The organism is Paenibacillus sp. PK3_47 (assembly GCF_023520895.1).
Taxonomy (GTDB): Bacteria; Bacillota; Bacilli; order Paenibacillales; family Paenibacillaceae; genus Paenibacillus_AQ.
Genome location: NZ_CP026029.1, coordinates 3,156,898 through 3,168,885, shown reverse-complemented (window position 1 = coordinate 3,168,885; position 11,988 = coordinate 3,156,898). Strand labels below are relative to the sequence as shown.

At 53.4% G+C, this 11,988-nt stretch carries 10 protein-coding genes; 2 read left to right on the top strand and 8 right to left on the bottom strand.

Annotated elements, in window-relative coordinates:
* Positions 1-48 precede the first annotated feature (48 nt).
* From C2I18_RS14075 to C2I18_RS14045, 7 genes are all read right to left on the bottom strand, one after another.
* Complete coding sequence (locus C2I18_RS14075; protein WP_249901761.1) at positions 49-1,746, bottom strand: type 2 periplasmic-binding domain-containing protein; 1,698 nt, start codon at positions 1,744-1,746, stop codon at positions 49-51.
* A 106-nt stretch (positions 1,747-1,852) separates the two neighbouring features.
* Positions 1,853-2,743, bottom strand: a complete 891-nt coding sequence (locus C2I18_RS14070; protein ID WP_249901760.1) for a carbohydrate ABC transporter permease — start codon at positions 2,741-2,743, stop codon at positions 1,853-1,855.
* Positions 2,744-2,762: 19 nt separating this feature from the next.
* Positions 2,763-3,755, bottom strand: coding sequence for an ABC transporter permease (locus C2I18_RS14065; protein ID WP_481857909.1), 993 nt, complete (start codon positions 3,753-3,755; stop codon positions 2,763-2,765).
* A 184-nt stretch (positions 3,756-3,939) separates the two neighbouring features.
* Positions 3,940-7,167: a cellobiose phosphorylase gene (locus C2I18_RS14060; RefSeq protein WP_249901759.1), complete on the bottom strand. Its 3,228-nt coding sequence runs from the start codon at positions 7,165-7,167 to the stop codon at positions 3,940-3,942.
* A gap of 98 nt (positions 7,168-7,265) precedes the next feature.
* The gene (locus C2I18_RS14055) at positions 7,266-8,603 is read right to left on the bottom strand and encodes a glycoside hydrolase family 30 protein (RefSeq protein ID WP_249901758.1); all 1,338 of its coding nucleotides are present in this window, start codon (positions 8,601-8,603) and stop codon (positions 7,266-7,268) included.
* Positions 8,604-8,679: 76 nt separating this feature from the next.
* On the bottom strand, positions 8,680-9,702 hold the full coding sequence (locus C2I18_RS14050; protein WP_249901757.1) for a LacI family DNA-binding transcriptional regulator: 1,023 nt from the start codon (positions 9,700-9,702) through the stop codon (positions 8,680-8,682).
* A 53-nt stretch (positions 9,703-9,755) separates the two neighbouring features.
* Entirely contained in the window at positions 9,756-10,238 is a 483-nt protein-coding gene (locus C2I18_RS14045; RefSeq protein WP_249901756.1) for a hypothetical protein, read from the bottom strand.
* Between the two features lie 205 nt (positions 10,239-10,443).
* Between C2I18_RS14045 and C2I18_RS14040 the strand changes: the two genes are divergently transcribed.
* A complete protein-coding gene (locus C2I18_RS14040; RefSeq protein ID WP_249901755.1) occupies positions 10,444-11,265 on the top strand; it encodes an HNH endonuclease in 822 nt (273 codons plus the stop codon).
* Between the two features lie 122 nt (positions 11,266-11,387).
* Here C2I18_RS14040 and C2I18_RS14035 read toward each other — a convergent pair whose 3' ends face one another.
* Positions 11,388-11,585 (bottom strand): YwbE family protein, encoded by a 198-nt coding sequence (locus tag C2I18_RS14035; protein WP_249901754.1) that lies wholly within the window; start codon positions 11,583-11,585, stop codon positions 11,388-11,390.
* Between the two features lie 93 nt (positions 11,586-11,678).
* On the opposite strand from C2I18_RS14035, the gene C2I18_RS14030 reads away from it, so the two are divergent.
* Entirely contained in the window at positions 11,679-11,981 is a 303-nt protein-coding gene (locus C2I18_RS14030) for a hypothetical protein (protein ID WP_249902122.1), read from the top strand.
* The last annotated feature ends 7 nt before the right edge of the window (positions 11,982-11,988 follow it).

The following is an 11,988-nucleotide window of genomic DNA, read 5'->3' as shown; positions in this document are numbered from 1 at the left end:
AACAACCCAAAAGCCCGCGGTCAGCGGGCCATTGGGTCTTAATTGATACTATTCCATACCGAGTTTCTTTTTGTTCTCCTCATATTTGCCCTGTCTGTAGGCATCGAAGGTGGCAAAGCCTTCTTTCTCCTTCTTCGCGAGATAATCATTCCAGATTTCGTCGAATTCAGCATCGGAGGAGGCCATCAGCAGCTTCGGCATCGTTTTGCCGCGGAGTCTTTTCAGCTCAGTAGCAATAATGCCTTCCGGCGAGTTGCCGGTAGGGTCAATCAGCTGGAACTCGGAGGTGTTGATCGCCTTACCGCGGGTCCAGTCTTCCAGCTGCTTGAACGGTTCTACCGATTTAGGCGCCCATTGATCGGTGATGTTCGTGTTCTGCATCATCCAGAAGGTGAAAGAGGAGCCATATTGCTTATCGAATGCCGCACGGTCACTGTTCATCAGCTCGAATGCCTCAGGAAGGAACTGGTCTTTTCCGTCAATTGTATCATAGCTGACGCCTTTTTCACCCAGATACAAATCTTTATTTCCTTCTTCACTGTTCAGATAGCTGAGGAATTTGATGGCGCGTGCTTTATCCTTTACATTCTTGGAGATCAGGGTCACCGTCCAGCCGGAGATCCCGGGACCGTTCAGCGTAGGCTGATCCAGTGCAGTATTGGAAGGACCGTCTACAGCAATGTAGGTCTGCTCAGGATTTTTCTGGAAGATCGTTCCAAGCTGGGAAGCAAAGTCTGTACGCTGGTACAGCATGGCAAAGTAGCGGCCTTGAGCGATTTTTTCTTCCATTTGAGCCCGTTTGTCGATGAAAATATCCTTAGCCAGCAGTCCGTCCTGGTTGGCCTGGCGGAGCGTCTTCATCCAGCGGATGTACTCAGGATCGGTTTCGCGCTCATACACTTTACCGTCCTTTTCCCAAGGAATCGCCAGGAAGTTCTGCAGGTAGCCTTCCAGGGAGTCGTTGCCGTTCTCAGTAAATTCATGCAGGCCGAGCGGGATCAGCGGCTGGCCGTTAACCTGCGGGAATTTCTCCTGTGCCATCTTCAGTGCGTTCAGGAAGCCTTCCGGTGTGCGCATATCCGGGCTGCCGATCGCTTCATAAATATCTTTGCGCACTACGAAGGTCTGGTTGGATACATAGTTTTCGCCATATTTTTCATAATCGGCAGGTGAAGAGGAAGAGTTCGGATAACCGTATACATTGCCGTCCGGTTGAGTATACCAGCCGAGCTTATCTTTATCGGAAACCTTGTAGAAGTACGGATCATATTCATCTGCCAGCTTGTTGAGCGGAAGCACCATTTCGCCCTCAATCATTTTCTTGATGGCATCTTCCCAGTAGCCCAGTGTAATGAAATCAGGCAGCTGGCCGGAAGCAATCATGGTGTTCAGCTTTTCATTCTCATTGCCCGCAGGAACGATAAAGTTGATATTAACCCCTGTCTTTTTCGTTACATACTGCGAGGTCGGGTCTACGCCCCATTTATTAGGGAACCAGGAGAAGTTCAAATACCAGTCGAAGGTGATTGGTGAAGTATCGCTTTTCCAGCCCGGCTCATCTGCGGATACCGGTGCAGCAGTCGCCTCAGCAGCAGGCTTTTCTGTTGCTGCTGTGTTCGTACTGTTCCCCGTGTTTTCCTTGGCATTGTTACCGGCATTGTTACCATTTCCACAGCCTGTTGCCGATAATGCCAGAATCAGGCTCAAGAGCAGCACCATGGATTTTGGCTTGCGTTTCATGCCCATGCTTATTTACCCCTTTTCTAAAATGTTATGAATTTAGTTATAAGCTCAACCCCGGGTCCGCAGAATGCGGATGCCGGAGGAGTTACCGGTGTAATACGGCCGCTGATCAGCCTTTGATGGAACCGATCATCATGCCTTTAACGAAATAGCGCTGCAGGAACGGATAGACAAAGACAATCGGCAGCGTGGTGACAACCATGGTTGCGAGCTTGATGGACTGGGAAGTTACGGTTCTTGTAGCAGCGCTGCCCTGCACAGCGACCATCATCTGGTTGGAGCTGGACTGGGCCACCACACGGAACAGATAAGTCTGGATCGGCTGCAGATCCGGGTTGTTGATGTAGATGATACCTGCAAAATAGTCATTCCACTGGTACACCCCGTGGAACAGGGCGATGGTCGCAATGACCGGCATCGATACCGGAAGCACCACCCGCAGCAGAATCGACCAGTCATTGGCACCGTCAATCCGCGCCGCTTCCTCAAGCCCATCCGGAATTTCCCGGAAGAAGGTCATGAAGATAATAAGGTCAAAGAAGCTGAACATTACAGGAATAATATAGACCAGGAAGTTATCCAGCAGGTGAAGATCCCGGTTCAGCAGGAAGGTCGGAATCAGTCCCCCGTTGAAGAACAGTGTAATCGTACCGAGAAGAATGTAGAATTTGCCGCCGATCAGGCCTTTGCGGGACAGCGCGTAAGCTACCATCGCCGTGAAGAACACGTGAACGACCACGCCGATCACTGTCTTGGCTACTGTAATACCCATCGCCGTCATAATGCCGGGACTGGCGAATACCGCGTCGAAGTTTTCCAGACTGAACATCCGGGGCCACCAGTAAATTCCGCCCAGCATGGCGTCGTTCCCGTCGTTGAAGGCATTAACCAGCACATACCAGATCGGGTAGAGAGTGATAAAGCAGATGCACAGCATGATCAGATTGTTGACGGTGTCGAATACAGCCTCGCCTAAGGTTTTGCGTTTGAGAGAAAACATGATTTAGATCCTCCTTCTTCTAGAACAGCGACGTGTCGTTGATTTTTTTGGATACCTGGTTGGCAATCAGCAGCAGAATCAGTGCGATGACTGCCTTTATCAAGGTGACCGCCGCAGAATAGGAGAAGCGGTTGGAGACAATCCCTGTATAGTAGATATAGTAATCGATAACATTACTTGCACTGTCGTTAAGTGAATTCCGCAGAACCAGGATCTGGTCGAAGTTGGAATTGAGCACACCGCTGACTGCAAGAATAAACAGAATGCTGATGGTTGAGCGGATCGACGGCAGTGTGACATACCACATTTTCTGAAAACGTCCGGCTCCATCAATTGTAGCCGCTTCATACATCTCCGGCGATACTCCGGCGATTGCCGCCAGATAGATAATGGCCGACCAGCCGAGCTCCTTCCAGATGTCGGAGGTAATGATGATCGTCCAGAAATAGCTGGGTTCTGCCAGATAAGTAATCGGCTTGTCAATGACGTTGAGCGCCAGCAGAATGTTGTTGATAATCCCCACATCGGCCAGCCAAGTCGCCAGGATCCCGCCCAGGACTACCCATGACAGAAAGTGCGGCAGGTAGGAGATTGTCTGGATCGCCTTTTTGTAGCGGAGGGAACGGACCTCATTAAGAAAGAGTGCAAAGATGATCGGCAGCGGAAATCCGACCAGCAGCTTGATTAGGCTGATGCCGAGCGTATTCTTGATTACATTCGGCAGATCGTCGTCATCCAGAAATTCTCTGAAATGCTCAAGTCCGACCCACGGCGCTTCGGCAATCGATTTGACGATGTTGTAATCCTTGAAGGAAATGATCAGCCCGTACATCGGAATGTAGTTGAAAATAATCATCCACACCACGCCGAGCAGTGCCATGGTCTGCAAATGCTTCTGAGCCAGAAGCCTTTTCCAGAGCGGGCTTTTGTTAACTTTACCGGTTTCGATTACGGGCGGAAGCGGCGGTATCAGGACCGGATTTACATCGGCATTTCTTTTTTTCTCCATCATATGGACCTCCAGAATACCTATCTGTTTTTATGTGTAAAGCGCTTTCAGCTCTATGTATTTATTGTAGTTGGGTTGGCGTATTTGCGCTAGGGTTCAGATTTCGTATTTGGGGGCTCATTTTTCGGCTGTAAAAAAGAAAGGGGACAGGCCGTCCCCTAAGCCGTCTGTCAAGCTGATGGTCTGTCTATGCCATAACCGCAAGAATGGAGGCCACTTCGCCCCTGCGGAGCCTTTCCGCCTCCGCCCCCCGCAGCTGACGGCCGGCAATCTCCCCGGCAGTACCATCCCGGTAGACCAGGGTCAGATGGGTAATAACCACCGGATCAGCACCAAAGGTATCGGCACGCCGCGGATTATGGTAAGTGACTTCGGTGCCCCCGAGGAAAGTGAATGACAGCGTGCCCTGTTCATCGAACAGCCAGCCCGGCAGCGCTGGTGACAGCGTCAGCGTCAGCTCCTCCTGCTCTACCGAGAAAAGCGTGCTTCCGGCCATCATTGTTTTCCACATGCTGAGGAATTCTGCGGTAGACCCGCTGAGTCTGGCTACGAAGCCCCGGCCATGCGTATGCGGGTCCGGATTTCCTCCTGTTGAAATAAACGAGGAATTCTCCAAGGTGCTGCGTCCGTATACAGCCGGGTCCAGGAACGGAATGAGCGAGGTCCGCATCTCGCTGAAGAATTCCTCATATAATCCTGATTTCAAAAGCGCCAGCAGATACTTGTAGGACATATGAAGGAAGTTGGACTCCCGTTCCTGCCAGCCGGGAGTAAACGCCCGGATCCGCCCGATTTCATGCGACTCCTCCTCAAGCGAAACCGAGGTCCGGTACATCGAAGTGACGCGGTCGAACAGCTCTGTTGACTTCACCCGGGTATAGATTTCCCTTGCCTGATCAGTGCTCTCCAGCGTCTTCAGCCAGCGGGCCGGCCCCTCCAGGAAGTAAGGCAGCGCATAAGCCCTGAACTCCAGCACTTTCGCTTTCGGAAGACCGTAGCCGCTGATGAGCGGCTTCCCTGCATCATCTGTAACCGGCTCGAAGGACACCGCTTCAAAGCGGAAATAAGTCGGGGTCAGGCCACCGCCCAGTTCAACAGCCCTGCTGATGCCCTGATCCAGCTTCACCATAAATTTGCCCAGCGCATCACGGATCAAGGTAAAGGCTACCTCCCGCTCTTCCCCGCTGATTCCGAAGCGTACGCTCTCCCGGTAAGCTTCACGGGCCGAAGCCACCTGATCCCAGTACTGGAACTGGGAAATTTCCTCTGCCAATACGGCATTCACAGCCTCAAGAGTACCCTCCAGGAACCAGGCCATCTCAACCGGGAAAGCCGCACTTCCGGCAGCCGTGTCTTTATCCTCCAGCGCTTCCAGCAAAAAGGCCACCATCCGCTTCAGCTCGAACGTCTCGCTCATGCCGGAGCCGAATAATCCCGGCAGCCCGTTCATGGCATCATTCCAGCTGGGCTTGTTGCCTTCCATCTCTACACCCATGCCGTATGGATCCAAAGTGGCGAATTTGTTAAGGGCCAGAGACACCATTTTTACGAACAGGCTGGTGCGGTAGATCTCCCCCAATCCGCCTTCTGTGCGCAGCCAATGGGTATCAGCCGCTTTGCGCTGCAGCCGGTGCAGCTTCTCTTCATCCTCCAGCAGGGCGCCGTACTGGCGGACCTTCCCCTTGCTGAGCACGTACTTCTCACTGCGCGGCAGCACATAAGCCGGACTGTCATAGAAGGTGAAAGTCTGATCCCCGAACAGCAGCTCCTGCAGTTTATCCGGGAAAATCTCCAGGTAGCCCTCCACGAGATCCAGATTGTATGTCCAGTGATCAGACCAGAAGCCTTCACCGAAGGATGCCTCAATATTCTGCTGTGACAGGGCCAGCACTCCGCTGAGGAACTGTTCCTCTCCTACATTCAGCTTCACATTGTGATCGGCAATGTAATTGATCAGCCTGCCGGGCGTAAACTTGGCGGCGCACAGCCTGCCTAGCTCCTCTTGATGATCTTCTGCAGCTTCAGTAATAAAGGCAGCAAGGCTGTCCTCCTTGCCCGGAACAATCTCAAAGCTGGTGCCCTGCACGCTCAGCGGGTTGTAACCGTCTGCCTGGATCAGACTGTAGAACATTCTGATGTTGAAGCTGCCTACCTGCGGGTGGAAGAACACATCGTTGCGCCGGTTCTGATTCATGTCGCGGAAGTTTCCGTTGCCCTGGGAATAATATTCCGGTGCCAGCGAGAAGAAGTTGTAATCCCGCTCCATATCGCCGTGCTTGCGGGAATAGAGATGCACAACAAAGCCGTCTCCCCCGTTATCGAAGATAAACGGATAGCCTCCGCGCAGAAAATTGTCCAGATAAGACTGCCGGCAGTAAGCATCGAACAGCTCTGAAGAAGTGCGGGTAGCGATGTCTGCAGTCAACGCTTCGGTCAGGCTGGCCGCCTCCTTGGCTTTGGCTGTAATATAGGCATCACGGCTGAGTTCAGCAGCTTTATTGTTAATCCTGGCAATGTCGCTGACATGCCCGATGATCGTATTTACGGTAAGCCGCTCTCCTGGTGCAAGCCTCCGCGCAAGCCCGCTGAAGCCGCAGGGTACCTTGTTTACCGGATACTGCGGCTGCTCCAGCAGCTGCGCAAGACTCACTTCGGCGAAGCGGTCGGGAAAGGCAAGCGAGGTATTCCCCCCGAAGATAAGCTCGAAATCTACGATAGGAGACAGCTGTTCATCTTCGCCTGTAAAGGAAAGATAGAAATGCCCGCTTGTAATTTCACTAACCTCTGCGTCATCGTTCGTACTGGAGCGCAGCTTGTAGAAGGGAATCCCGTTCTCCAGATTGTAGACGTCCATCCAGCTGCGCAGCAGGTTGCCCATTTCCTTGTAACCGCCGTTCGCCACACCGAAGGGAAGGATCTCCGGCAGACCGTCAAGCAGCTCCAGCTCAAGCTCTGCAGTGCCTGTGTTCTCAATCTCAACCCGGCGGACCAGTGCGGCATAATCATCATTCGGCAGGTTGAAATAATGTACTTTCGTTCTTAGTCCATGCCCTTCATGCAACTCCTCTATGGTCAGGCCGTTCGGATGAATCGTCATCGTCCGCCGGAGTGCGGCATCCGGCCGCGAGGATTGAAAAGGCTCATACATCTCCCCGGTATTCCCCAGCTTCAGGAAGGTCCGGAAGCCTGTAGCGGCTACATTCTTATAAGAAATACTTGCCGGCGAGAACTCCATGATCGGTGAGTTTTTGTCGCGGACCCCGAAGCTGCACACCCCCTGTCCCCGGTTCACATAGAACGTCCACATCGGAATGCCCTTCAGCCCCGCGAGTCCGGGAAGAAAGCTGGCAAACGGTTTGGATTCGTGGAACCCCTCCATCACAAAAGTACCGTTATCAAAATAATAATTGCTCATGATAGAACCTCCTGAAAGTTTTGTGAGCGTTAATTCAAAGCGATATGCTTCGTGCTTCGTGCAAAATCGGCTTCGGAAGCATTCAGCCTGGTTTTCACTTATCTAACTACATGTGTTGTGATGGAGTGAGCCGGCAGCCGGCATTCAGCCAGCATCTCCCCCAGACCGAGCGTTACGGTACGGTCCACTTCGCCTTCATTCATCAGCACCACAGCGATGCTTCCGTCAGGGTTGCGGAACGCGGTCGACAGCACATCTTCCGCCGCTGACTCCAGCCCGATCCGCACGGCACCCGGCGCTATAAACTTGCTGAAATGACCGATATAGTAATAAGAGCTGTTGAAATGAATCTCATCCGTTACGGTATCGGCAATGACCGGCGCATCACAGAGGTTCCCGACATGGTTCGGTCCACCGGTCTCATCCAGTACCAGATTCCAGTCCAGATACCCCTCCGTCCACGCGTTCAGGTCGCCGATCATATTGCGGCCGTAACGTTCTCCGGTGAACCATTCGCCCAGCCGTACACCGCCCTCCTGACAGCCTTCCGTGAACAGCAGATGCTTATCGGGGAACAGCTCATGGGTCTTGGCCACCTTGCCGAACTCTTCCCCGCCATACCAGTGAAACCCGGTACCCCATACATACTTTGCAGCTTCCGGATCAGACAGAATCGGGGTTACCCGTTCAATCATAATGTCGCGGTTATGATCCCAGATCACGATGTTTACATCATCCATCCCAGCAGCGTGCATGGCCGGGCCGAGATGATTTTTGACAAAATCCCGCTCCTCCTCAGCGCTGTATATGCAGGAATCCCAGGTTTGTACCGCAGCCGGCTCATTCTGCACCGAAACTGCCCAGATCGGAACGCCTTCCTTGCGGTAAGCCTCAATGAACTTCGTATAATATCGCGCCCATACCTTCGCATATTCCGGCCTCAGCGAACCGCCGTTGTTCATCTCCCCGTTACTCTTCATCCAGGCCGGAGGGCTCCATGGGGAGGCCAGCATCGTGAAGGGGCCGCCTTTTACCGCCATGGCCTCTTTGATCATCGGCAGCACCCACTTATGGTCTCTGGAAATATCAAAGCTGGCCAGCTCTGTATCCTCATCCTGCACATACGTATAATTGCCGAGCGCGAAGTCACAGCTGTGAATATGCACACGCCCCATGCTGTAGTTCAATCCTTCTTCCGGATGAAAATATCGGCGGATGATTTCAGCCTGCTGTCCGGCGCTCATCCGTGACAGCGTATAGGCTGCCGCCTCTGTAAAAGCGCCTCCAAAACCGATGATTGTCTGGTACGCCTGCTCCGGATCCAGCTGCACATCCGCTTTCCGTCCGGCTTCACACCTTTGAAATACGATGCCTTCCCTGGCGCTCAGCCGTTCTCCCGTATCTCTTGCGGTTACCACTGTTGTAACTGCGGCCATTCCATTCATCTCCCTGAAAGAATTGGTTGCAAATCGAAACCGGTTTCGATTGTTGAGAAAAAAAATTGCCCAGGCGTCAAACTTCATTGCCGCCTGGAGGCGCACAGGATTCCCTCACCACGACTTCAACAGGAAGCACCAGCGCTTCATGTCCTTCCCGGCTTTTGCCGATCGAAGAGAGCAGAATTTCCGCAGCCCTTGTACCAAGCATTGTGGTATCCTGGCGGATTGTCGTCAAAGCAGGTGTAACATAGCCGGCTAACTCAATGTCGTCGTAGCCCATAACGGAAATATCCCCTGGAACGGACAGTCCCTGGTCCTTTGCAGCCATCACCGCACCCAAAGCAAGCAGGTCACCCGAAGCGAAGACGGCTGTCGGACGTTCCGGCAGCGCCAGAAGACTCTGCATAGCGCCATAGCCGGCCTCCCGCGAATAAAAAGCACCGAGGGCAATATAATCCTCCCGCACTTCGAGCCCCTGAAGCTCAAGCGCTGTCCTGTACCCCTGCTCACGCTGCCGTCCAGGAAAGGTATCTTCTCCCCCGCTGATATGGGCAATCCTCCGGTGTCCGAGCGAAGCCAGATATTCCACGGCCAGCTGTGCACCCGCTGCGTTATCTGAACAGACCGTATGGGATAAGGCTGTCTCATAGTCCAGGATAACTGTAGGGATATTGCTCTCCAGCAGTTCCTTGAAATAAGGGTCATCATACTCAGAGAGAAATACAACCACTCCATCGACTCCATGAATCCGGCAGTTCTCCAGATATCCGCTTTTCTTGCCGCCGACATCCTTTGAGATAAACATAAGGGCGTAACCTTTGGCTACGGCAACCTGCTTGAAGCTCTCAATGACCGCACCGAAAAATGGATGACGGAAGCCCGCCCCTGTGCCTTCCACGAACAATACGCCGATGGTCCAGGATTTCTTGGTGGTCAGCGTGCGGGCATGGGCATTGGGCAGATACCCCATCTCCCGGGCAGTCCGCAGAATTTCCTCCCGCGTCTTTTCCCGCACATCGGAATAGTTATTGAATGCCTTGGATACCGTCGTCGGCGAGTAACCGGTTCTTTTGGCAATATCATATATGGTAGTCAATCCGGTTCACTCCCCCGACTCAAATGTAAGCCCTTTAATTGTTCACTGCCATTCTAACTTCTTTCGTTACGGCCGTCCAGCATAAAATATTTCTGAACCGCAGGCAGCAGTGTCACGGCTTGGATCAGCATCCCCAGACCAGTGTAGAACACATGGACCGCAGATACCGCATTCATCATGTAAGTCTGCACCATTATCCAGATGATCTGCCCGAAGCCGATGTAGAGCGAAAGCGACCAGCTGCTGTGCAGCTTCCGGAAGGGGGTCAGCGCTTCGGCCCAGCTCCATTGCGGCTTTTTGACCAGTCCATAGAGCACCAGCAGCGGCAGCAGCCCGAAGATGAGCAGCAGCAGAATACCCGGGATGATAAAGCTCCCGAAAGGTGATCTCTCGAGGACAGAGGCCGGCATGCCCATCATCTCTCCGCTGGGGTCGGCAATCAGCATCAGTCCTCCGCCTATCGCCCCTATTCCCAGAAAAGCATGCAAAATATACAGAACAATTACAGCTCCCGGCCTTTTCCCGCTGTTCGCCATACAATCCCCCATTTCATGTAATTAAAGAATCTCCAGAAGAGTTTACAGGTTTTTCCTCCCCCTGGCGAAGACAGATGTCACACATGAAGGGGGAACAGGCTTATTCGGCAGGCGGTGTGAAGCGGCGCGCTTTACGTTATACTAATGTTACCAGAACAAATAAGGAGACAGGGGGCTGCCGCAAGGCTTCCCTTCACACATACCTATGACCGAAAACAAACCGTCACCGTCACTAACCAAGCAATGCGCTTACTGCCACGGGCATAAGCCGCTCTCTGAATTCCGCAGACGGACCGGAAAAAGGTCCAAAGGGCAGTCCCGCCGGGGGGCCTGCCGGGAATGCCGGAAGCAGCAGGCGGCTGCGGGCTCAGCTGCCCTGTCCCGTTCACCTGACACTGCAGCGGCTGTGCCGGTGCAGGACCTGGAAGCTGCGCCTGCAAAGCGTAAAAAGAAAAGACAGACGGCGCAGATCCCCCAGGCTCCGGCCGTATCTGCACAGCCAGGGCCAAAAGCCCATCTGCACTCCTTGCCGGAGCGCAGCAAAGACATCAAGGCCGGACAGACGGCTCCGGGAGCCAAGGGCAGATCCCGCCACCGCGGCACCGAGCAGCACCGGAAGCCTTACCCGCAGGGGGCCAGACCTGATCCGCAGGATGCCTCTGCTCTTACGCCTTCCTTCAAGGGAATGATTCTGATGCGCGGCCACAGTGACAAAGGGCGCCGCTGGCATCAGGAGATTGACCTTGAGCTTGCGGTGACGCTCGTGAAGGAGCATGCGGCAGTGGTTGTTAACCGCCGCACGATCCGCCGCCTGTACAGCAATAAAGACTTCAGGAATATGATCCTGACCAGGGATAATTACACCTGTTACTTTTGCGGATTATACGGGGATACCATCGACCACCTTCTGCCCCGTGCCAAGGGAGGGCACACCACGCCAGATAACTGTGTCTGTGCCTGCAATTTGTGCAACCAGACCAAGGCTGACCGTGATGTGGAGGAGTTTATGGGCCGTTCCCTCCAATAATCCTTTCATTTCGGGTGCCGCGGTCAAGCACCAAAAGCGCTCCCGGAGACCGGGCATGCTGTTCCAAATAGGGACAGCAGCCTGACCGGAGCGCTTGTGATAAATTCAAATATAGACATCTGTCATTTAACAGTAATATTCTTCACTCTTCCAACCTGGCCGTCTGTCAGCCGTACCTTGATGCCGTGCGGATGACGCGGCGAGTTGGTTAGAATGTCCTTGACCGTGCCGTGTGTAAGCTTGCCTGAGGCCTGATCCTGCTTCAGCACAATATCGACCTCAAGCCCGGGCCGGATGTCTGCTCTAAGCTGGCCGTTCATACAATCCCCTCCTTTCGGGAGCGGGCAGCCCGCTCTGTGATGTTCATGCCGCAAATCACAAATTTTACTGACCAAACAAAGGATGAGACAGCTATGGCCTTCGGAATCAGCAGAGAAGAATTAAACCAGTGGAAACAGGCGGTCTCTGCCGGAGAGATCGCGTTCCTGACTCATTATTGGATTGACCCCCGGTTTCCGGGAATTACAACAGTAACCAAGGTAGGCTGCAGCGATCTGGACCGCTTGAGAAGCTGGTGCAAGTCCCATGGCCTGCCCGCACAATACATCCACAACCGCAAGCCTTTCCCCCACTTCGATCTCATGGGACCGAAGCAGCCGGAAATCCTCCGGCAGGAGGGCTTATGGGAGCAGCTGGAACGCTTCCGGATGCTGTAAACAAACA

Excerpts from the sequence above, each read along its gene's own strand:
- C2I18_RS14075 (WP_249901761.1), bottom strand. The coding sequence starts at position 1,746 with ATGGGCATGAAACGCAAGCCAAAATCCATGGTGCTGCTCTTGAGCCTG.
- C2I18_RS14070 (WP_249901760.1), bottom strand. The coding sequence starts at position 2,743 with ATGTTTTCTCTCAAACGCAAAACCTTAGGCGAGGCTGTATTCGACACC.
- C2I18_RS14065 (WP_481857909.1), bottom strand. The coding sequence starts at position 3,755 with ATGATGGAGAAAAAAAGAAATGCCGATGTAAATCCGGTCCTGATACCG.
- C2I18_RS14060 (WP_249901759.1), bottom strand. The coding sequence starts at position 7,167 with ATGAGCAATTATTATTTTGATAACGGTACTTTTGTGATGGAGGGGTTC.
- C2I18_RS14055 (WP_249901758.1), bottom strand. The coding sequence starts at position 8,603 with ATGGCCGCAGTTACAACAGTGGTAACCGCAAGAGATACGGGAGAACGG.
- C2I18_RS14045 (WP_249901756.1), bottom strand. The coding sequence starts at position 10,238 with ATGGCGAACAGCGGGAAAAGGCCGGGAGCTGTAATTGTTCTGTATATT.
- C2I18_RS14040 (WP_249901755.1), top strand. The coding sequence starts at position 10,444 with ATGACCGAAAACAAACCGTCACCGTCACTAACCAAGCAATGCGCTTAC.
- C2I18_RS14035 (WP_249901754.1), bottom strand. The coding sequence starts at position 11,585 with ATGAACGGCCAGCTTAGAGCAGACATCCGGCCCGGGCTTGAGGTCGAT.
- C2I18_RS14030 (WP_249902122.1), top strand. The coding sequence starts at position 11,679 with ATGGCCTTCGGAATCAGCAGAGAAGAATTAAACCAGTGGAAACAGGCG.